This window comes from Actinoplanes sp. NPDC026623, assembly GCF_040638275.1.
Lineage (GTDB): Bacteria > Actinomycetota > Actinomycetes > Mycobacteriales > Micromonosporaceae > Actinoplanes.
Map to the genome: position 1 here is coordinate 20,968 of NZ_JBEZXZ010000068.1, position 19,727 is coordinate 40,694.

General features: G+C 73.0%; 19 protein-coding genes and 1 tRNA gene. 13 read left to right on the forward strand and 7 right to left on the reverse strand.

The features are described from left to right. Nucleotides 1-64 precede the first annotated feature (64 nt). The 4 genes from AB0F10_RS21100 (at nucleotide 65) to AB0F10_RS21115 (ending at nucleotide 4,436) form a co-directional block, all read left to right on the forward strand. A complete protein-coding gene (locus AB0F10_RS21100; protein WP_360627404.1) occupies nucleotides 65-532 on the forward strand; it encodes a MauE/DoxX family redox-associated membrane protein in 468 nt (155 codons plus the stop codon). Next, nucleotides 529-1,260 carry a thioredoxin domain-containing protein gene (locus AB0F10_RS21105; protein WP_360627406.1) on the forward strand — a complete coding sequence of 244 codons (732 nt, stop codon included), beginning with the start codon at nucleotides 529-531 and terminating at the stop codon, nucleotides 1,258-1,260. Before AB0F10_RS21100 ends, AB0F10_RS21105 begins: the two co-directional genes overlap by 4 nt. A gap of 977 nt (nucleotides 1,261-2,237) precedes the next feature. After that, nucleotides 2,238-2,708, forward strand: coding sequence for a thioredoxin-dependent thiol peroxidase (gene bcp, locus AB0F10_RS21110; protein WP_360627454.1), 471 nt, complete (start codon nucleotides 2,238-2,240; stop codon nucleotides 2,706-2,708). 78 nt (nucleotides 2,709-2,786) lie between these two features. Next, a complete protein-coding gene (locus AB0F10_RS21115; protein WP_360627409.1) occupies nucleotides 2,787-4,436 on the forward strand; it encodes a methyl-accepting chemotaxis protein in 1,650 nt (549 codons plus the stop codon). Nucleotides 4,437-4,580: 144 nt separating this feature from the next. Here AB0F10_RS21115 and AB0F10_RS21120 read toward each other — a convergent pair whose 3' ends face one another. Beyond that, nucleotides 4,581-4,955 (reverse strand): nuclear transport factor 2 family protein, encoded by a 375-nt coding sequence (locus AB0F10_RS21120; RefSeq protein ID WP_360627412.1) that lies wholly within the window; start codon nucleotides 4,953-4,955, stop codon nucleotides 4,581-4,583. Between the two features lie 171 nt (nucleotides 4,956-5,126). Here AB0F10_RS21120 and AB0F10_RS21125 point away from each other — a divergent pair. Next, nucleotides 5,127-5,210, forward strand: a tRNA-Leu gene (locus AB0F10_RS21125). Between the two features lie 72 nt (nucleotides 5,211-5,282). After that, entirely contained in the window at nucleotides 5,283-5,801 is a 519-nt protein-coding gene (locus tag AB0F10_RS21130) for a GNAT family N-acetyltransferase (RefSeq protein ID WP_360627415.1), read from the forward strand. A gap of 3 nt (nucleotides 5,802-5,804) precedes the next feature. Here AB0F10_RS21130 and AB0F10_RS21135 read toward each other — a convergent pair whose 3' ends face one another. Together AB0F10_RS21135 and AB0F10_RS21140 are read right to left on the reverse strand one after the other, a co-directional pair. Beyond that, nucleotides 5,805-6,716 carry an expansin EXLX1 family cellulose-binding protein gene (locus AB0F10_RS21135; protein ID WP_360627418.1) on the reverse strand — a complete coding sequence of 304 codons (912 nt, stop codon included), beginning with the start codon at nucleotides 6,714-6,716 and terminating at the stop codon, nucleotides 5,805-5,807. Nucleotides 6,717-6,759: 43 nt separating this feature from the next. Beyond that, complete coding sequence (locus AB0F10_RS21140) at nucleotides 6,760-7,563, reverse strand: MOSC domain-containing protein (protein WP_360627421.1); 804 nt, start codon at nucleotides 7,561-7,563, stop codon at nucleotides 6,760-6,762. Between the two features lie 149 nt (nucleotides 7,564-7,712). Between AB0F10_RS21140 and AB0F10_RS21145 the strand changes: the two genes are divergently transcribed. Genes AB0F10_RS21145 through hutH form a run of 6 tightly spaced genes read left to right on the forward strand, consistent with a single transcriptional unit; the run spans nucleotide 7,713 to nucleotide 15,398 of the window. Then, a complete protein-coding gene (locus AB0F10_RS21145; RefSeq protein ID WP_360627424.1) occupies nucleotides 7,713-8,561 on the forward strand; it encodes a MurR/RpiR family transcriptional regulator in 849 nt (282 codons plus the stop codon). An 11-nt stretch (nucleotides 8,562-8,572) separates the two neighbouring features. After that, complete coding sequence (gene hutU, locus AB0F10_RS21150; protein WP_360627427.1) at nucleotides 8,573-10,204, forward strand: urocanate hydratase; 1,632 nt, start codon at nucleotides 8,573-8,575, stop codon at nucleotides 10,202-10,204. Continuing rightward, nucleotides 10,201-11,376, forward strand: coding sequence for an allantoate amidohydrolase (locus AB0F10_RS21155; RefSeq protein ID WP_360627430.1), 1,176 nt, complete (start codon nucleotides 10,201-10,203; stop codon nucleotides 11,374-11,376). The genes hutU and AB0F10_RS21155 overlap by 4 nt, the downstream gene beginning before the upstream one ends. Then, complete coding sequence (locus AB0F10_RS21160) at nucleotides 11,373-12,662, forward strand: formimidoylglutamate deiminase (RefSeq protein ID WP_360627433.1); 1,290 nt, start codon at nucleotides 11,373-11,375, stop codon at nucleotides 12,660-12,662. Before AB0F10_RS21155 ends, AB0F10_RS21160 begins: the two co-directional genes overlap by 4 nt. A 55-nt stretch (nucleotides 12,663-12,717) precedes the next feature. Continuing rightward, nucleotides 12,718-13,866 (forward strand): imidazolonepropionase, encoded by a 1,149-nt coding sequence (gene hutI, locus AB0F10_RS21165; RefSeq protein WP_360627436.1) that lies wholly within the window; start codon nucleotides 12,718-12,720, stop codon nucleotides 13,864-13,866. Next, nucleotides 13,863-15,398: a histidine ammonia-lyase gene (hutH, locus tag AB0F10_RS21170; RefSeq protein ID WP_360627439.1), complete on the forward strand. Its 1,536-nt coding sequence runs from the start codon at nucleotides 13,863-13,865 to the stop codon at nucleotides 15,396-15,398. Before hutI ends, hutH begins: the two co-directional genes overlap by 4 nt. A 36-nt stretch (nucleotides 15,399-15,434) precedes the next feature. On the opposite strand, the gene rdgB is transcribed toward hutH, so the two are convergent. The 4 genes from rdgB to AB0F10_RS21190 form a co-directional block, all read right to left on the reverse strand. Continuing rightward, nucleotides 15,435-16,046, reverse strand: a complete 612-nt coding sequence (gene rdgB / locus AB0F10_RS21175) for an RdgB/HAM1 family non-canonical purine NTP pyrophosphatase (protein ID WP_360627442.1) — start codon at nucleotides 16,044-16,046, stop codon at nucleotides 15,435-15,437. Continuing rightward, complete coding sequence (gene rph, locus AB0F10_RS21180) at nucleotides 16,043-16,771, reverse strand: ribonuclease PH (RefSeq protein ID WP_360627445.1); 729 nt, start codon at nucleotides 16,769-16,771, stop codon at nucleotides 16,043-16,045. Before rph ends, rdgB begins: the two co-directional genes overlap by 4 nt. A gap of 25 nt (nucleotides 16,772-16,796) precedes the next feature. Continuing rightward, a complete protein-coding gene (locus AB0F10_RS21185) occupies nucleotides 16,797-18,035 on the reverse strand; it encodes a glycosyltransferase (protein WP_360627457.1) in 1,239 nt (412 codons plus the stop codon). 180 nt (nucleotides 18,036-18,215) lie between these two features. Next, nucleotides 18,216-18,962 carry an MBL fold metallo-hydrolase gene (locus AB0F10_RS21190; protein WP_360627448.1) on the reverse strand — a complete coding sequence of 249 codons (747 nt, stop codon included), beginning with the start codon at nucleotides 18,960-18,962 and terminating at the stop codon, nucleotides 18,216-18,218. Between the two features lie 289 nt (nucleotides 18,963-19,251). Between AB0F10_RS21190 and AB0F10_RS21195 the strand changes: the two genes are divergently transcribed. Further along, nucleotides 19,252-19,727: hypothetical protein (locus AB0F10_RS21195; RefSeq protein WP_360627451.1), on the forward strand; the 476-nt coding region annotated here is incomplete at its 3' end.

A 19,727-nucleotide genomic window follows, 5' to 3' on the forward strand; every position in this document is an offset into this window, starting at 1 on the left:
GAACCCGACGGCGGCGGGCGCCGACTAAGGGGGCGTGAGCATGGAGACGAGGCAGTCTGCCCGGATGACGGCCGACTGGCGGTGGATCTCGACGGGAGTCCGCCTGGGCCTGGCCACGGTGTGGCTGGTCGCGGGGGCCCTGAAGATCCAGGACCTGGCCGGTTCCGGGCGCGCGGTGAACGCGTACGAGATCTTTCCGTATGAGGTCGCCAAGGTGATCGGTGCGGCCCAGCCGTTCCTGGAGATCGCCCTTGGCCTGCTGCTGCTGGCCGGTCTCGCGGTGCGGCTCAGCGCCGGCATCTCGGCCGTGCTGCTGCTGATCTTCATCGCGGGAATCGCCTGGGCCTGGGCCCGCGGCCTGCAGATCGACTGCGGCTGCTTCAGCGCGGGCGGGACACTGGGCGCGGGCCAGACCCCGAAGTACGCGCTCGACATCGCCCGCGACATCGGCTTCCTCGTGCTCGCCGGGTTCCTGCTGTGGCGGCCGCAGACCCGTTACTCGATCGACGGCGCCCTGATGGGAGAGAAGTGAGCGGGAAGAAGAATCTAGACCGGAGCAAGGCCAAGCGCGTCGTCCAGGAGCAGCTGGCCCGCGAACGCCGCCGGAGGGTCACGCTCTGGACCAGCCTCGGCGTCGTCGCCGTGCTGGTCATCGCCGGCCTGATCGGCTGGAGCGTCGCCGCCGGCCAGGAGAACGAGAAGACCGCCGGCCTCACGACGCCGAGCGTCGCGGTGGACGAGGGCACGGCGTTCGCTGTCGGCACCGGGCCGGTGAAGGTCGACATCTACGAGGACTTCATGTGCCCGGTCTGCGGGCGGTTCGAGGCCTCGGTGCAGACGACGATCGACCAGCTCGTCGCCGACAACAAGGTGACGGTGCAGTACCACCCGATCGCGATCCTGGACCACGCCTCGAGCACCGAGTATTCGACCCGGTCCGCCGGCGCCTCGGCCGCGGCCGCGCAGGGCGGCAAGTTCGCCGAGTACCACCGGGTGCTCTTCGCCAATCAGCCGCAGGAGGGCGGCCCGGGCCTCGACGACGCCAAGCTGATCGAGCTGGGCCGGTCGGTCGGCCTGACCGACTCCGCGTTCGCCGGCGCGGTCGACGACGGCACCTACCACGCCTGGGCCACCAAGGTCACCGGCACGGCGGCCTCGCGGGGCGTGAACAGCACGCCGACCGTACGGGTCGCCGGCACGGACCTGGAGCAGCGCACGCCGCAGGGGCTGATCGCCGCGGTGGAGGCGGCCGGCGCGTGAGGCGTGCCGCCCTGTTCGTCGCCGTGCTGGCCGGCGCGTTGCTCGTGCCGGCCGGCCCGGCTCAGGCTCACGGCGGGGACGCCCCCGACGCCACGGCGTACCGCACCCAGGTCAGCGGGATCGATCCCGCCGAGCCCGGGCTGACGGTCCGGGTCGTCGAGGCGGGCGCGCGGCTCGAACTCGTCAACCGGACCGGCCGGACCGTCGAGGTGCTCGGCTACGACGGCGAGCCCTACCTCGAGGTGCGGCCGGACGGCGCGTTCGAGAACGTCAACTCGCCGTCCACGTACCGCAATCGGACCCTCACCGGCGACACGCCGGTGCCGCCGGGTGCCTCGCCGGCCGCGGCCCCGCAGTGGCGCCGCGTCTCCACGGACCCGAGCGTGCGCTGGCACGACCAGCGCACCCGCTGGCTCGGGGAGGACCCGCCGCCGCAGGCGCGGGCCGACGGGTCGCACAGCCACAAGCTGCGCGACTGGGTGGTCCCGCTGCGCGAGGGTGTGCGCACGTTCCAGGTCAACGGGACTCTGACCTGGGAGCCGCCCCCGCCGGCCTGGCTGTGGTGGCTGGGTGCGCTCGCGCTCGCCGCAGGCGTTACGGCCCTCGGCCGGCGCCGCCCGCGCTGGATCGGCCCGGTCGCGGCCGCCGCCGGCACGATCACCCTCGGGTACGCGGCCGCGCGCACGAGCGTCGGCGTGAGCGGTCAGGCTCCGGCCTACGTGGCCGCGGTGCTCGCCGTCGTCGCGGGCGTGCTGACCTGGCTCGGCCGGGCGCCGTTCGTGCTCGCCCTGGCCGGCGCCGTGCTCACGGTCTTCGGCGGGCTGGCCGACGTGGGCGTCTTCGGCCAGGCGGTGGTCTCGTTTCCGGGTCCGTCCTGGCTCGCGCGGACGGCGGTGCTGATCGCCGTCGGCGCCGGGGTGGGCATGGCGGCGACGGGCGTGCTGCGGCTGCGGGCGGCACCGATATCTTCTTCAGTCATGACTGAGCGACTCACGCCGGGTGACCCGGCCCCCGAGTTCACCCTGCCCACCGACGCCGGCGACACCCTCTCGCTGAAGGATCTCCGCGGCCGCCGGGTCATCCTGTACGTCTACCCGGCCGCGATGACGCCGGGCTGCACGAAGCAGGCCTGCGACTTCCGCGACTCGCTCGGCTCCCTGCAGGCGGCCGGCTACGAGGTCGTCGGCATCTCGCCGGACACCCCGGCCAAGCTGGCGAAGTTCCGCGAACGCGACGCGATCACCTTCCCCCTGGTCAGCGACCAGGACAAGAGCGTGCTGACCGCGTACGGCGCGTTCGGCGAGAAGCAGTTGTACGGCAAGACGGTCACCGGGGTGATCCGCTCCACGTTCGTCATCGACCCCGACGGCGCGATCGAGCGGGCGCTCTACAACGTAAAGGCGACGGGTCACGTGGCCAAGCTGCGCCGGGATCTTGGTATCGACTGACTCGTGCCGCAAAATTCGCGGATCCTGAGGGGCGATGCCGATTAAAGCGGCAACCACCGTTCCGCTACGGAGACGCCGATGCCGAAGTTCAAGCTGCCCCGCCGCTCCCGCCAGGCGACACCCGCCGCCGAGACGGGCGCGCGCGGCGGCCTGCTGCGCAACCTGCGCGTGTCGCAGAAGTTGTTCGTGTCCTTCGGCGTGCTCAGCCTGCTGGTCGTGACCATCGGCGTGGCCGGTGGCATCGCGCTGAACGAGGTCAACAGCCGGCTCGAGGGCAACTACGCGAACCTGCAGTCCACCGCCCGGATCGGCCAGGTCCGCGCGGACGTACAGCAGGCCACCTCGCAGTCGATGAAGCTGATCCTGCGCTCGCCGCTCTCCGACGTCAGCAGCGTGCAGACGGCGATCAGGCGGCTGGACGCCAGCATCGACAGCAACTGGGCGGCGTACTCGAAGGACCCGTCGGCCGGCACCAAGGCCGACATGGCCGCGTTCGCCGCCGGCCTGGCCGAATACCGCAAGATCCGCGACGAGCAACTCGTGCCGGCGGCCAAGGACAACAGCCTGAGCGCCTACCTCGGGGTGCAGAACAACTACATCGACCCGCTCACCAACAAGATCACCGTGGCGCTGAACAACCTCGCCGGCATCGAGGACAAGGCCGCGCAGCAGCAGATGGCGGACGCACGCAGCAACGCCACGGCGGCGCGGCTGATCATCGTCGTGCTGATCGGCATCGCCCTGGCCTTCGCCGTGGTCATCGCCCTCGTGGTCAGCCGGGCCATCGCCGGCCCGCTCGGTGAGACCGTCAAGGTTCTGGAGGCGCTCGCCGAGGGCCGGCTGGACCAGCGCCTCAAGGTCAGGGGCCGCGACGAGGTCGGCCGCATGGCCGAGGCGCTTAACACGGCGCTCGACCGGCTCACCTCGGCGCTGCGTGACATCGGCGCGAACGTCACCACGCTCGCCTCCTCGTCCGAGGAGCTGACGGCGGTCGCCGGCCAGATGAACTCGTCCGCGAGCCGCTCGGCCAGCCGGGCGCAGGCGGTCTCCACCGCCTCCGGGGAGATCAGCAACAACATCGCCACGGTGTCCGCCGGCGCCGACGAGATCGGCACCTCGATCACCGAGATCGCGCGCAGCACGTCCAGCGCGGCCGACGTGGCCGGTCAGGCGGTGCGCATCTCCGGCGACGCGGGCGCGATCCTGCAGAAGCTGGGCGAGTCCTCCGCCGAGATCGTCTCCGTCATCAAGATCATCACCGGCATCGCGGAACAGACCAACCTGCTCGCCCTCAACGCGACCATCGAGGCCGCCCGCGCCGGCGACGCCGGCAAGGGCTTCGCGGTCGTCGCCGGTGAGGTCAAGGAGCTGGCACAGGAGACGGCCCGGGCGACCGAGGACATCCGGACCCGGGTCGGCGCGATCCAGACCGACTCGGCGGCGGCGGTCGCGGCGATCGCCGAGATCGGCGCGGTCATCGACAAGATCAACGCGACCCAGACCGCGATCGCGGCCGCGGTCGAGGAGCAGACGGCGACGACCAACGAGATGGGCCGCAACGTGGGCGAGGTCGCGGCCGGTTCCCGGGCGATCTCGTCGAACGTGGCCGAGGTCGCCGAGGCGGCGGAGGAGACGACGAACGCGGCCGCGAACACGGCCGAGGCCGCCGACGAACTGGCCCGCGTGGCCCACGAACTGCAACTGAGTCTGGCGATGTTCCGCTACTGATCCCTCCGGGGACCGCCGACCCACGGCGGCCGTCATGCGGCTCGATCCGCAAGGCGGCCGCCGTGCCGTATCCGCGGCGTCGCCGGCCCGCAGCCGGTCGGCGCAGGCGGCGGGCGGCGCAGGCGGCGGGCCCGCCGATCGTCGTCAGCGCCCCGCGGCCAGCTTCGCCTTCATCGCCTCGGCCAGGGCCAGGGCGCCGTTCAGCGGCCGGACCATCACCGTGAACTCGTCGATCGACCCGTCCTCGCCGCGATGCAGGAAGTCGCAGCCCTCGACCTGCCGCTCGCCGATCCTCGCCCGGAACACGAGCGCGTGATCCGCGGCGTCGGGCGCCCCGATCTCCCGCGTGTAGGTGAAGTCCTCGAAGACCTCGATCACCGCGCGCAGGACGACGGCCACGGCCGCGCGACCCTCGTACGGCGTGAAGGCGATCGGGCTGTGGAAGACGACCTTGTCGGCGAGGAGCGCGACGGCGGCGTCGATGTCGCGTGCTTCGACTGCGGCGCGGAACGGATGCACGGCCACTCCCTAGTACTCAACAAATTGAATAGGTGCGGATGACGCTAACCCCCGAGTCCGCGACTGTCCAGACACCAGCGCGGCCGCCGGACGCGGACGCGGCCGGGAAGGTCGATTACCGGACCACCGTCTAGACTCGTCTCCACACGATTCGCCGAGCAGGCGAATTAGGCGGAAGTGGCGTAATTGGCAGCCGCGCTGGGTTTAGGTCCCAGTACTCGAAAGGGTGTGCGGGTTCGAGTCCCGCCTTCCGCACCCCGTGGTGTCGCGCACCGTCCTTCGTGCCTGCCGCCGTCCCGAGGGGCAAAGGGCGCGAGGATTGCGGGCATGACGTTGTCGTTCGTGCTCGATCCGCCGCTGACCGCCACCCTGCGCGCCCGGATCGTCGACCTCTGGGCCGAGGTCACCAACGCGGGCGGCGCCGTCGGCTTCGTCGCGCCGGTCACCGTCGACGAGGTGCGGCCGGTCGCCGAGGCGGCCTTCGCCGGAGTCGGGTCCGGGCTCGACCGGCTGCTCGTCGGGCTGGACGGCGACCGCCCGGTGGCGCTGCTCTTCGTCACCGACAACAGGTTCGAGCTCAAGGCGCACTGGCGCGTCCTCAAGCGAGTCATGGTCGCGCCCGGCAGCCAGGGCCGCGGCCACGGCGTCGCGCTGATGCGGGAGGCCGCCGCGGTGGGCCGCAAGATGGGCCTGGACGGCCTGCAGGTGACGCTCCGGGACGGGCACGGCCTGGACGCCTTCTACCGCGGCCTCGGTTACCGGGAGGTGGGCCGGATTCCGGGCGCCCTGCGCGTGGCGCCGGGCGACCACCGCGACGAGGTCCTCATGTGGCTCGACCTGCGCTGAGTTTCAGCAGCGGGAGGCCTTCGGCTCGGCCGCGGCCAGCGCCACCTCCTCCGGCGCCGCGGCGGCCTCGGTCGATTCCGGCAGCGGCGCGGCCGGCGAGGAGGACGAGGCGCTGGGCGACGGCGAGGGCTTCGACGGCGCGGGCGAGGCCTTCTTCTTCTTCGGCACGACGGGCGGCACGGCGGAGGACGAGCCGGTGGCGAACCGTACGGAGGTCGTCTGCTTCTTCTGCGGCAGCAGCTTGATGTTCCTGGCGGTGATGGTCCTGCCGTAGATGTCGGTCATCCTGACCTGGAACGGGCCCCCGCCCGTCTGCCCGTCGATGATCCAGACGTTGTAGTCCTCGAGCGCGGCCTTCTTCCAGGCGCCGCCCGGGCCCTTGGCCTGCACCGACCTGATCGGGTTGGAGTGGTTGTCGATCGTCACGGCCCAGTAGTACTGCGAGGTGCCCTCGACGAAGGTGATGCTCAGCGGGCCCGGCGCCGGCGCGTTCGGCACCGCCCGGTAGGTGATCGGGATGATGCCGTCGATCTCCTTGCCGATCCTGTTGAACGCCGTGCGGCTCAGGTCGAGGTGGCCGACCGGGCATTCCGGGCAGGAGTCGAAGACCTTGACGCGGACCTTGCCCTTGGGCCCGGTCACGTCGAGGTAGGAGCCGCACGCCGTCGCGCCCGAGTACTCGGTCCGGCCGAGGGCGACGTACAGGTCGTCGGCGGGCGGCTCGGTCGAGCAGTTGCCCTGCGTGCCGGCCAGGTCGTAGAACGTCGCCTTGCCCTTGTGCTTGGCGCTGCTCGGCGGGGCCGCGCACGCGGAGCCGCTGTTCTGCAGCAGCATTGCCACGCCGAGGACTCCGGCGAGCAGCACGGCGCCGCCCGTGGCGAGCCAGCGGGGGGCGAGGAGGCGATGAGCGGTCACGCTGACGCATCCTTCGCGGCCGTGCCGCCCGCGGGCAACCCTCCTAAGGCAGAGCTAAGGAAGTCTCCCCCACCCGGATTACCCCGTCGTCGCCCGGAGCCAGGTCCGGGATCAGATTGACGCCGAAGCGCAGGCCGTCGGCGTACCGGCGGTGCCGGCCGAGTGCGCGCAGCGGCTGGCGCCCGATCTCGCCGGTCTCCTGATCGATTGTCGTCACCACGCAGCGCCTGCACGCGCTCGCGACGCGGAAGGTCACGTCGCCGACCCGCAGGCGGGCGCCGAGCCAGTCGTCCTCGGCCCAGGGCCGGGCTCCCGCGATGACGACGTTGGGCCGGAAGCGGGTCATCGGTACGGGTTCGTCGCCCTCCTCGAGCAGCCAGTCGTTGACCGCGTCGAGGGAGGCGGGGTTGGTGAGCAGCAGCGGGAAGCCGTCCGCGAGGCTGACCCGGTCGCTGGGCAGCGCGTCCGTCTCGATCGGCCGCACCGAGGTGTCGGCGAGCCAGGCCAGCCGGGCCGGGCGGCCCAGGAAGGCCGAGACGAACTCCGTGGCGGCCGTCGCGACGCGCGCCGACAGCGGCGGCTTCGAGCTGAAGACCCGGATTGTCTCCTTCGGGCCGTCGACCGGCTCGTCGACGCGGAAACCGTTCAGCTCCAGCCCGCCGGGGCGCGGCACCGGCTGCAGCCGGGTCAGCTCCGGAGCCATCCGCTGCGTGATGCCGACCCCGTCCGCGTCGATCATCATCCACCGGCGGTCGCCGGCGAGACCCCACGGCTCCACCCGAGCCTCGTCGTGGTCCAGGCGGTGACCACCCTTGACCGGGTACGTGTGCAGCGAGCTGATCCGCATCCGACCAGGGTAGGCGGCGCCCCGCGCACCTGCGGTCCGCCGTCCGGCCGGACGGCGGGGCCACCATCGCAGCGGGACAACCCTCAGGTTTCGCTGCAAATGCGGGCGGCCCACTAGGCAGTGAAAGTTTTTATGCATAGTCTGCAGTCGTGAATGAAGGAGCTGTCAGGACGGCCGAACGCGTGCTGGATCTATTCCAGGGCGCCCGGCTGACCCCGACACAGCGCCGCATCGCGCACAGCCTGGTCCAGCACGCCTCCTCCGCGGCGTTCCTCTCCGCGGCCGAGGTCGCGGAGCTGGCCGGGGTGAGCCAGCCGTCGGTCACCCGGTTCGCGATGGCGCTGGGCTACCCGGGATATCCCGCACTGCGCCGCAGGCTGCGCGCCCTGGTCGACGTGGACGCCGCGCCGGCCGACAACGGCGACAACGCCACCCAGCGGGCGCTGCGCGGGGAGACCCGGCACCTCGAGCAGATGGCCGACCAGCTGGGCAACCTCGACGCGGTGCACCGGGCCGCCGGGCTGCTGGCGGCCAGCCGCCCGCTGCCGGTGCTGGGCATGCGCGCCGCCGGCCCGCTCGCGGCGTATTTCGGCTACTTCGCCGCCAAGGTGTTCCCCGACGTCCGGGTCCTCGACGGCGGCGGCACGATGCTGCTCGACCGCCTGGACCAGGCCCGCGCGGCCGGCGCGACCGCGATGCTGGCAATCGTCCTGCCGCGCTATCCGCGAGAGACACTTGAGCTGATCCGCGAGGCCCGCCGCGCCGGCTTCGCCGTCGTGGCGCTCACCGACTCGGCCGTCAGCCCGGCCGCCGAGTACGCGGACGTCGTACTGCCCGCGCCGGTCGGAACCCAGCTGGTGTTCGACCTGCACACCGGGCCGATGGCCATGGCGATGGTGCTGTTGCAGGCGATGTGCGACGCCGCGCCGGAGCAGACCCAGGGCCGCCTGGAGGAGTTCGAGGCGACCGCCTCCCGCCGCCACATTTTCGAAGCGTGAAGGAGCATTCGATGTCGATCCGAGCGTCACGCGGCACCGCCCGTACCGCCAAGGGGTGGCCGCAGGAGGCCGCCAAGCGGATGCTGATGAACAACCTCGACCCCGACGTGGCCGAGCGCCCCGACGACCTGGTCGTCTACGGCGGCACCGGGCGCGCGGCCCGCGACTGGCCCTCGTTCCACGCGATCGTGCGTGAGCTGGACGTGCTCGCGGACGACGAGACGCTGCTGGTGCAGTCGGGCCGGCCGGTCGGCGTGTTCCGCACCCACGAGTGGGCGCCCCGGGTGCTGCTGGCGAACTCGAACCTGGTCGGCGACTGGGCCACCTGGCCGGAGTTCCGCCGCCTGGAGAAGCTCGGCCTGACCATGTACGGCCAGATGACCGCCGGCTCCTGGATCTACATCGGCACCCAGGGCATCCTTCAGGGCACCTACGAGACGTTCTCGGCCGTGGCGGCGAAGCGCTACGGGGGCGACCTGGCCGGGACGCTCACCCTGACCGCCGGCTGCGGCGGCATGGGCGGCGCCCAGCCGCTCGCGGTCACGATGAACGGTGGCGCCTGCCTGATCGTGGACGTGGACGAGTCGCGGCTGCGCCGCCGCGTCAAGGACCGCTACCTGGACACGGTGGCGGCGGACCTGGACGACGCCGTCGCGCAGGCCGAGGCCGCAAAGCGCGACCGCGTGGCGCGGAGCATCGGCGTGGTCGGCAACGCCGCCGAGATCTTCCCCGAGCTGCTGCGCCGGGGCGTGGCGATCGACATCGTCACCGACCAGACCAGCGCGCACGACCCGCTGAGCTACGTGCCGATCGGCGTCGACGTGGCCGACGCCGCCGACTACGCCGCGGCCAAGCCGGAGGAGTTCACCGACCGGGCCCGGGCAAGCATGGCGGCGCACGTCGAGGCCATGGTCGGCTTCCTGGACGGCGGCGCCGAGGTGTTCGACTACGGCAACTCGATCCGCGGCGAGGCCCAGCTCGGCGGCTACCAGCGGGCGTTCGACTTCCCCGGCTTCGTGCCGGCGTACATCCGGCCGCTGTTCGCCGAGGGCAAGGGCCCGTTCCGCTGGGCCGCGCTCTCCGGCGACCCGGCCGACATCGCCGCCACCGACCGCGCGGTGCTCGACCTGTTCCCCGAGAACGAGCCGCTGGCCCGGTGGATCCGGATGGCCGGCGAGCGGGTCGCTTTCCAGGGGCTGCCGGCGCGGATCTGCTGGCTCGGCTACGGCGAGCGCGACAAGGCCGGCGTGCGCTTCAACGACATGGTCGCCCGCGGCGAGGTCTCCGCGCCGCTGGTCATCGGCCGCGACCACCTCGACTCCGGCTCGGTCGCCTCGCCGTACCGCGAGACGGAGGCGATGCTGGACGGCTCGGACGCGATCGCCGACTGGCCGCTACTCAACGCCATGATCAACACCGCGAGCGGGGCCAGCTGGGTCTCGATTCACCACGGCGGCGGCGTCGGTATCGGCCGCTCGATCCACGCCGGCCAGGTCTGCGTCGCGGACGGCTCCGCGCTGGCCCGCCAGAAGATCGAGCGGGTGCTCACCAACGACCCCGGCATGGGCGTGATCCGGCACGTCGACGCGGGCTACGAGTCCGCCGCCGCGGCCGGCGTCCACATCCCGATGGCGGGCAAGTGACCGCGGCCTTCGCGCGGCTCTGGGCCGAGATCGCGCCCATCGGCCGCGAGCCCAAGGGCGGATATCTCCGGTACGCCCTCAGCGAGCCGGAGCTGATGCTGCGCGACTGGTTCCGTGATCAGGCCGGCCGCCGCGACATGGCGGTGACCGACGACGGCAACGGCAATCTGTTCGCCTGGTGGGGCACGCCGTGGGCGCCCGGCACCGTGCTCACCGGCTCGCACTTCGACTCGGTGCCGCACGGCGGCGGCTACGACGGCCCGCTCGGCATCGTCAGCGCCTTCCTCGCCGTCGACCGGCTGCGGGAGCTCGGGGTGACCCCGGCGCGGCCGATCGGCGTCGCCGCCTTCGTCGAGGAGGAGGGCGGCCGCTTCGGCGTGCCCTGCCTCGGCTCGCGGCTGCTGACCGGCGCGATCGACCCGGACCGGGCGGCGGCGCTGACCGACCGCGACGGCGTGACGTTCGGCGAGGCGCTCGGCGCCCGGCCGGCGGGCGCGATGACCCTTCTGCCGGCCCGGGTGAGCGCCGTGGTCGAGCTGCACATCGAGCAGGGCCGGGCGATGCGGGTGCCGGTCGGGGTCGCGAGCGCGATCTGGCCGCACGGCCGCTGGCGGCTGGACTTCACCGGCGACGGCGACCACGCCGGCACCACCCGGATGATCGACCGGCACGACCCGATGCTGACGTTCGCGCACACGGTGCTGGCCGCCGACACCGAGGCGCGGCTCGCCGGGGCGCACGCCACGATCGGCCGGGTCTCGGTCGAGCCGAACGCCACCAACGCGATCCCGTCGCTGGTCCGCGGCTGGCTGGACGCCCGCGCGGCGGACACGCCGACGATGGAACGCCTGGTCGAGGCCGTGGTGAAGCAGGCGGTCGACCGGGCCGGCCAGGACGGCACCCAGGTCTCGGTCGAGGCGGAGTCGGTCTCCCCCGAGGTCGCGTTCGACACCTCGCTCGCCGCGCGGCTGTCCGCCCTGCTCGACGACGCGCCGATCCTGCCGACCGGCGCGGGTCACGACGCGGGCGTGCTGTCGGCGCACGTGCCGACCGCGATGCTCTTCGTCCGCAACCCCACCGGGGTCTCGCACGCCCCCGCCGAGCACGCGTCCGACGAGGACTGCGCCGCCGGCGTCGAGGCCCTCGCCACGGTCCTTGCGGAGCTGACATGAGCGAGCGCGGCGAGACCTACTTCGCCGAGCACGCGTGGGTCGGCGGGGCCGCCGCGCGCAACGTGCGGATCGACGTGGCCGGCGGCCGGTTCACCGCGGTGACCCCGGACTCGGCGGCCTGCGGCACCCGGCTGCCCGGCCTGGTGCTGCCGGGCCTGGCCAACGCGCACTCGCACGCGTTCCACCGGGCGCTGCGCGGCCGCACGCACGGCGACCGCGGCAGCTTCTGGACCTGGCGCGAGCTGATGTACTCGGTGGCCGGGAGCCTCGACCCGGACGGCTACTTCGCCCTGGCCCGGGCCGTCTACGGCGAGATGGCCCTGGCCGGGATCACCTGCGTCGGCGAGTTCCACTACCTGCACCACGGCCCGGACGGCCGGCCCTACGACGAGCCGAACGCGATGGGTCACGCGCTCATCGAGGCGGCCCGCGAGGCCGGCATCCGGATCACGCTGCTCGACACGCTCTACCTGACGTCCAGTGTGGAGGGCGCGCCGCTGGAGGGCGTGCAGCGCCGCTTCGGCGACCGCGGCCTCGACGGCTGGGAGGACCGCGTCGCCGCGCTCCGGCCCGCGCCGCACGCGCTGATCGGCTCGGCGGTTCATTCGGTACGGGCCGTGCCCGCGCGGTTCCTCACCGGGCTGGCCGGGCGCGCCCCGCTGCACGTGCACCTGTCGGAGCAGCGCGCCGAGAACGACCAGTGCCGCGCCGTGCACGGCTGCACCCCGACCGAGTTGCTGCTGCGGCACGGCATCCTCGGCCCGGGCACCACCGCCGTGCACGCGACCCACCTCACCGACGCCGACGCCAAGGCGCTCGGCGGCAGCGGCACGAACGTCTGCCTGTGCCCGAGCACCGAACGCGACCTGGCCGACGGGATCGGCCGCGGCCGGGACCTCGCCGACGCGGGCGTCGCGCTGAGCCTCGGCAGCGACAGCCAGGCCGTCATCGACCTCTTCGAGGAGGCCCGCGGCGTCGAGCTGGACGAGCGGCTCGCCACCGAGCGGCGCGGCCACTTCTCGCCTGCCGAGTTGCTGGCGGCGGCGACCGCGCACGGCTCGCTGGGCTGGGCGGACGCCGGCCGCCTCGCCGTCGGCGACCGGGCCGACCTGGTCGCGGTCTCGCTGCAGAGCGTCCGCACGGCCGGGGTCGACCCGGCCGGCGCGGTCTTCGCGGCGACGGCCGCCGACGTCACCCACGTGATCGCCGACGGCCGCCTCATCGTGGACGGCGGCCGGCACACGGGCTTCGACGTGGCCACCGCCCTGAAAGAGGTGCTGGCATGAGTGACCGCACCGAGCGCAGCGAGGGCCAGGAACGCATGCCGAAGGCAGGCACAGCATGAGTCTGCTGATCACCAACATCGGTGAGCTGGTCACCAACGACCCGGAGGCCGGCGTGCTGCGCGACGCGGCCGTGGTGGTCGACGGCGACCGGATCGCCTGGGTCGGGCCGCGGGCGAGCGCGCCCGACGCCGACGAGCGCCACGACGCCGGCGGCGCCGCGGTCATCCCCGGCTTCGTGGACAGCCACGCCCACCTCGTCTTCGCGGGCGACCGGGCGGGCGAGTTCGCGGCCCGGATGAACGGCGAGCCGTACACCGGCGGAGGCATCCGCACGACCGTCGCCGCCACCCGGGCGGCCGGCGACGACGACCTCCTGGCGGGGGCGCGCCGGCTGGTGCTGGAGGCGCGGCGGCAGGGCACCACCACGGTCGAGATCAAGAGCGGCTACGGCCTGAGCGTCGAGGACGAGGCCCGCAGCCTGCGGATCGCCCGGCAGCTCACCGAGGAGACCACCTTCCTCGGCGCGCACGTCGTCCCGGCCGAGTACGCGGGCGACCCCGACGGCTACGTCGCGCTGGTCAGCGGGCCGATGCTCGAGGCCGTCACGCCGTACGCGAAATGGATCGACGTCTTCTGCGACCGGGGAGCCTTCGACGGCGACCAGGCCCGGGAGGTGCTGACCGCGGGCGCGCGGGCCGGGCTGCGCCTGCGGGTGCACGCCAACCAGCTCGTTGCCGGGCCGGGCGTGCGACTCGCGGTCGAGCTCGGCGCCGCCAGCGCCGACCACTGCACCCATCTCAGCGACGCCGACGTCTGCGCCCTGGCCGGCTCCGAGACCGTCGCGACGCTGCTGCCCGGCGCCGAGTTCTCGACCCGCTCGCCGTACCCGGAGGCCCGCCGGCTGATCGATGCCGGGGTGACCGTGGCGCTGGCGACGGATTGCAACCCGGGCTCGTCGTACACGTCTTCGATGCCGTTCTGTATCGCGCTCGCCGTCCGCGAGATGCGGATGACGCCGGCGGAGGCCCTCTGGGCCGCGACCGCGGGCGGCGCCCGGGCGCTGCGCCGCGACGACATCGGCGTCGTGCGCGCCGGGGCGCGCGCCGACCTCGTCGTCCTGGACGCCCCCTCCTACCTGCACCTGGCCTACCGGCCGGGTGTTCCCCTGATCACGACAGTTCTGCACGACGGAGTGCCCCTATGAGCGTTTTTGTGGAACCCACCGGCATCACGCCCGCCGATGTCATCGCCGTCGCCCGCCACGACGCGCGGGTCGAGCTTTCCGAGGCGGCGTGCGAGGCGATGGCCCGCAGCCGCGACATCGTCGACACCATCGAGGCCTCCGGCCGCCCGGTGTACGGCGTATCGACAGGCTTCGGCGCCCTGGCGAACACGTCCATCGCCCCGGAGCGCCGGGCCGAGCTGCAGCACGCGCTGATCCGCTCGCACGCGGCGGGCATCGGCGCGCCGATGCCGCGCGAGGTGGTCCGCGCGATGATGCTGCTGCGGGTGCGCTCGCTCGCCATGGGCCTGTCCGGGGTCCGGCCGGTGCTGGCGCAGGGCCTGGTCGACCTGCTCAACAACGACATCACGCCGTGGGTGCCGGAGCACGGCTCGCTGGGCGCCTCCGGCGACCTCGCGCCGCTCGCGCACTGCGCGCTGGTGCTGCTCGGCGAGGGCTGGGTGCAGGGCAAGGACGGCGCGCGGATCTCGGCGGCCGACGCCCTGCACGGCGCCGGGCTGGAGCCGCTGGAGCTGGCCGCCAAGGAGGGCCTGGCGCTGATCAACGGCACCGACGGCATGCTCGGCATGCTGCTGCTCGCGATCGAGGACGCCTCGCACCTGTTCGCGATGGCCGACGTGACCACGGCGCTGGCGATCGAGGCGATGCTCGGCTCGGAGCGGCCCTTCATGCCCGAGCTGCACGCCATCCGGCCGCACCCCGGGCAGGCCGACTCGGCGGCGAACATCCACCGGCTGCTGCAGGACTCGGCCATCATGGATTCGCACCGCCACGACCTGACGCACGCGGTGCAGGACGCGTACTCGATGCGCTGCGCCCCGCAGGTGGCCGGCGCGGCCCGCGACACCCTGGAATTCGTCCGGACCACCGCCGCGCGGGAGCTGCGCTCGGTGGTGGACAACCCGGTCGTGCTGGCCGACGGCCGGGTCGAGTCCACCGGAAACTTCCACGGCGCGCCGCTGGGCTTCGCCGCGGACTTCCTCGCCATCGCCGCCGCCGAGGTCGGCGCGATCGCCGAGCGCCGCGTCGACCGGCTGCTGGACGTGACCCGCTCCCGGTCCCTGCCGCCGTTCCTGGCCCCGGACGCGGGCGTCAACTCGGGCCTGATGATCGCCCAGTACACGGCCGCCGGGATCGTCGCGGAGAACCGGCGGCTGGCCAGCCCGGCCTCGGTCGACTCGCTGCCGACCAGCGGCATGCAGGAGGACCACGTCTCGATGGGCTGGGCCGCGACGAAGAAGCTGCGGACGGTCCTGGACAACCTGACCAGCGTGCTCGCCGTCGAGTTGCTCGCCGGGGTGCGCGGCATTCAGCTGCGTGTCCCGCTGACGCCGTCCCCGGCCGGGCGGGAGGCCGTCGCCGCGGTGTCCGGATTCGCCGGCGAGCCCGGCCCCGACGTGTTCCTCGCGCCGGTGCTGGAGCAGGCCCGCGATGTCGTCTCGGGCCACGCGCTGCGCGGCGCGATCGAGACCGCGGTCGGCCCGCTGCGTTAGGCGACGCCGGCCCGGCCTCGTGGGCCGGGCCGGCACCTACCTGGGCAGTTCCTTGGCGATGACCTTGGACAGGGCGCGGAACGCCTGACCGCGGTGGCTGATCGCGTCCTTCTCGGCCGGGCTCAGCTCCGCGTTGGTCCGGCTCTGCCCGTCGCCGAGGAAGACCGGGTCGTAGCCGAAGCCGCCGGTGCCGCGCCGGGCCCGCAGGATCTGGCCGCGCTGCCGGCCCTCGACCAGGTGCTCGCGGCCGTTGGGCAGCACGAGCGCGGCCGCGCAGGCGAAGGCGCCGCCGCGGTGCTCGTCCGGCACGTCGCCGATCTGGGCCAGGACCAGATCGAGGTTGGCGTTGTCGTCGCCGCCGCCGGACCAGCGGGCGCTGAAGACGCCGGGCATGCCGTTGAGCGCGTCCACGGTCAGCCCGGAGTCGTCGGCGACGGTCGGCAGGCCGGTGCGTGACACGCCCTCGCGCGCCTTGATCAGCGCGTTCTCGCCGAAGGTCAGCCCGGTCTCCGGCACGTCCGGGTAGCCCGGGAAGTCGCCGAGCCCGACCAGCTGGATGCCGCCCGCGCCCAGCGCGCTGTCGAGGATCCGCTGCAGCTCGACGAGCTTCTTCGGGTTCGCCGTGGCCAGCAGGAGGCGAGCGGTCACGAGGCCAGGGCCTTCTGCTGTGCGGCGGCCAGGTCGGCGCAGCCGAGGACGCCGAGGTCGAGCAGCGCGTCCAACTGGTCGCGGCGGAAGACGTTCGCCTCGCCGGTGCCCTGCACCTCGACGAAGTCGCCGTCGCCGGTGCAGACCACGTTCATGTCCACCTCGGCGGCGACGTCCTCGAGGTACATCAGGTCGAGGCGGGGCTCGCCGTCGACGATGCCGACGCTCACGGCCTGGATCGAGCGGCGCATGACCGCGGCCGGCTTGCCCGCGAGGGACTTACGCTCGGCGAGCCAGGTCACCGCGTCGTGCAGCGCCACGTAGGCGCCGGTGATCGCCGCCGTCCGGGTGCCGCCGTCGGCCTGCAGCACGTCGCAGTCCAGCACGATCGAGTTCTCGCCCAGCGCCTTCAGGTCGATGCAGGCCCGCAGGCTGCGGCCGATCAGCCGGGAGATCTCCTGGGTGCGGCCGCCGACCTTGCCCTTGACGCTCTCCCGGTCGCCGCGGGTGTTGGTCGCGCGCGGGAGCATCGCGTACTCCGCGGTGACCCAGCCCAGGCCGGAGCCCTTGCGCCAGCGCGGAACGCCCTCGGTGACGCTGGCGGTGCAGAGCACCCTGGTGTCGCCGAACTCGACGAGCACCGATCCCTCCGGATGGATGCTCCACCGGCGGGTAAGGGTCACGGGTCGGAGTTGGCCGGGCTCTCGGCCGTCAGGTCGCGCCATGGCCAAGAGCCTAGGCGGATCGCCGCTACAGCGCGTCGCCGGGTGCCGCGGCCCAGGGACTGGATGCCGCGGCGGTGACCGCGGGCACCGCCGGGCGCAGCGCCCGGTCGGGCACCGAGGCGGGCCCCTGCTGCCGGCCGATGACCGCTGACCTGCGGCCCGGCGGCACCGCATCGTGCGCGCGCAGGAAGCCGTCGACGGCCTGCGGCCAGCCGAACAGCTCGGCGCGGGCCCGGGCGGCGGCCCGCCGCTCCTCCTCGGGGCGCTCCATCAGCTTGCGTACGCCCTCGGCGAAGGCCTCCGGGGTGCCCGGCACCGCCATGCCCGCCTCGCCGACGACCTCGGGCAGGGCGCTGGCCGCATTGACCACCACCGGCGTGCCGCAGGCCAGGGCCTCGAGCGCGGCGAGCCCGAACGTCTCGACCGGTCCCGGCGCCACGGCGACGTCGGCGCTGGCCAGGAGCGCGGCCACGTCGTCACGGTCGCTGATGTGCCCGGCGAAGCGCACCGGCAGCCGGGCGGACCGGTAGGCCAGCGCGGCGCGGCGCGAGCCGTCGCCGGCCATGACCAGCACGGCCGGCGCCTTGGCGGCGCGCAGCGCGGCGATCGTGTCGACGGCGAGCTCGGGGCGCTTGTCCGCGGAGAGCCGGCTGCAGTAGACGACGAGCAGCTCGTCGGGGCGGGCGTAACGGGAGCGGACCGCGGCGTCGGCGCGGCTCGGGTGGAACTGGCCCAGGTCGACGCCGAGCGGCACCTCCACCAGGTTGGGCACGCCCAGGCGGCGGAACTCGGCGGCGGCGAACGCCGTCGTGCAGACGATCTGGTCGAAGGCCTCCGCCGTGCGCCGGTTGAGCCGATCGGCGAGCGAGACCCGGGCCGGCATGCCCCAGACGCCGAGCAGGCCCGCCAGGCTCTCGTGGGACACCATCATCGACCCGACGCCGTGGTCGCGGGCCCAGCGGCCGGTCCAGCGCAGCGTCGCCCGGTCGGAGACCTCCAGCCGGTCGGGCTGCAACTGCTCGAGCAGGCGGGTCAGCTCGCGGCGCGAGGCCAGCACGCGGTAGCCGCCCGTCCGGGGCACGCGGTGACCCGGCAGCGTGATGATGCGGCCCTGCGAGGTCATCTTGTCGGAGCGCTCGCGCCCGGGGACGATCAGGATGGGCTCGTGGCCGGCGCGAAGGTAGCCCTCGCCGAGGTTGCGCAGCGCGGTGCGCAGCCCGCCCGACCGGGGTGAGACGAAGTTGGCCAGCCGGACGATGCGCAGGCCGCGCTCACCCGTTGAGCCGTTTTCAGCCTGGCCCTGGGCCAGAGGTGCCCTGGCCGCCGACCCCTGCCGGTCGCCGTCGCGCGGGCCACGCTGAAAAAGACTCACTGATCGACCGCTCATGCAAGCCCACTCCAGAGTCACTTGTCGGTGGTCCGTCGTGCCGTCCCCTCGGCAGGCTCAGAGATCGTAGCGGGCACCCGGGCGGACGACCTCCACCGGACCCGCGTAAGCCGCCGTCGCGGCCTCCACAGTAGATGCCTCGCTGCCCCAGGCGGGAACGAGATGGGTGAGCAGGAGCTTGCCGACGTCGGCCTTGGTGGCCGCCTCGCCCGCCTCACCGCCGGTCAGGTGCAGGTCAGGCGGGTTGTCGACGCCGTCGAGGTAGCTGGCCTCGCAGAGGAAGAGGTCCGCGCCCTGCGCCAGGCGCAGCAGCGACTCACACGGAGCGGTGTCGGACGAATACGCCAGGACACCGCCGTTGTGCTCGACGCGGACTCCGTACGTTTCGATCGGATGGTTGACCCGGTCGGCGGTGACGGTGAACGGCCCGATCGGAAACGTGCCGGGCTGCAGGGCGTAGAACGTGTAGACGTCGTCGACCGGCTCGTTCTCCGCGCTGTACGCCGCCGAGATGCGCTCCGCGGCCCCCATCGGCGCATACACCGGCAGCGGGGGCAGCGGGCCGCCCGGCGCGTAACGGCGCACGACCACGTAGGTGCACGCGTCCAGCATGTGGTCGCAGTGCAGATGGGTCAGCAGGATCGCGTCGACGGCACCGATGCCCGCATAGCGCTGCAGAGCCGACAGCGATCCGGAGCCGAAGTCGATCAGCAGCCGGAAGCCGTCGGCCTCGACGAGGTAGGCGGAGCAAGCCGCCTCGGGGCCGGGAAAACTGCCGGCACAGCCGAGAACGGTCAGTCGCATATGGGTACCTCTGGTTCACGCTCGGTCGTCCACTCGCCCAAGTTCCCTGCTCCTTGAAAGACGCTTGCCCCCAAGAATCGGCCCTCGGTCGAGACGGCAGACCAGTCAATCACGCTGCGCAGCCTACGCCGGGACCAGCACGTCACATAAACGTCTGATCGATTTGTCGCTAAATCGACAACGTATGTCACACCTGTCGTGAGCTGGGTCATTTTCTCGTCCGTTACGCCACGTGAGTCAAATTCGTTGCACACGGTGAAGTAACAACACCGGTCAAATCGGAGGCAGTGTGGCGACGACGGGCGTGGAAGAACCGCGGCGGACCCGGATTCCGGTCCAGGATTCTCCCGCGCCGGACCTGGTCCCGTTCGGATGGGAATCCGATCCGGCCGACCGGCCGGAAGCGGCCGGCGAGGAAGAGGCCTTCTTCCGTTTCCCGGCCGCCGACGATCCCGCGCCGGGCGCCCGGCGGCTGCTGGCCATGTCCATCTACGCGTCGCTGCTCGGGCTCGGCGGCGTGGGCATCGGGATCCGCGGGATGGTGTCGCAGATCGGCGGCGGCGTGCCGGAGTGGTATGTGCCCGCGCTGGCCGTGCTCGGCATGGTCAGCGTCACGTTCTCGGTGGGCGCGTTCCTGTCCATCCACCGGCGGATGCTGCCCTGGCTGCTGCTGCTGGGAGGCGAGGCGGACGCTGACGACGGGCATGCCGGGGCCGGGCTCAGTCGGCCTGTTCGGAGAAGAACACGCCGATGTTGCGGTACACC

Excerpts from the sequence above, each read along its gene's own strand:
- rph (WP_360627445.1), bottom strand. The coding sequence starts at position 16,771 with ATGGCGCGACCTGACGGCCGAGAGCCCGGCCAACTCCGACCCGTGACC.
- AB0F10_RS21190 (WP_360627448.1), bottom strand. The coding sequence starts at position 18,962 with ATGCGACTGACCGTTCTCGGCTGTGCCGGCAGTTTTCCCGGCCCCGAG.
- bcp (WP_360627454.1), top strand. The coding sequence starts at position 2,238 with ATGACTGAGCGACTCACGCCGGGTGACCCGGCCCCCGAGTTCACCCTG.
- AB0F10_RS21100 (WP_360627404.1), top strand. The coding sequence starts at position 65 with ATGACGGCCGACTGGCGGTGGATCTCGACGGGAGTCCGCCTGGGCCTG.
- hutU (WP_360627427.1), top strand. The coding sequence starts at position 8,573 with ATGTCGATCCGAGCGTCACGCGGCACCGCCCGTACCGCCAAGGGGTGG.
- AB0F10_RS21115 (WP_360627409.1), top strand. The coding sequence starts at position 2,787 with ATGCCGAAGTTCAAGCTGCCCCGCCGCTCCCGCCAGGCGACACCCGCC.
- AB0F10_RS21160 (WP_360627433.1), top strand. The coding sequence starts at position 11,373 with ATGAGCGAGCGCGGCGAGACCTACTTCGCCGAGCACGCGTGGGTCGGC.
- AB0F10_RS21130 (WP_360627415.1), top strand. The coding sequence starts at position 5,283 with ATGACGTTGTCGTTCGTGCTCGATCCGCCGCTGACCGCCACCCTGCGC.
- hutH (WP_360627439.1), top strand. The coding sequence starts at position 13,863 with ATGAGCGTTTTTGTGGAACCCACCGGCATCACGCCCGCCGATGTCATC.
- hutI (WP_360627436.1), top strand. The coding sequence starts at position 12,718 with ATGAGTCTGCTGATCACCAACATCGGTGAGCTGGTCACCAACGACCCG.
- AB0F10_RS21140 (WP_360627421.1), bottom strand. The coding sequence starts at position 7,563 with ATGCGGATCAGCTCGCTGCACACGTACCCGGTCAAGGGTGGTCACCGC.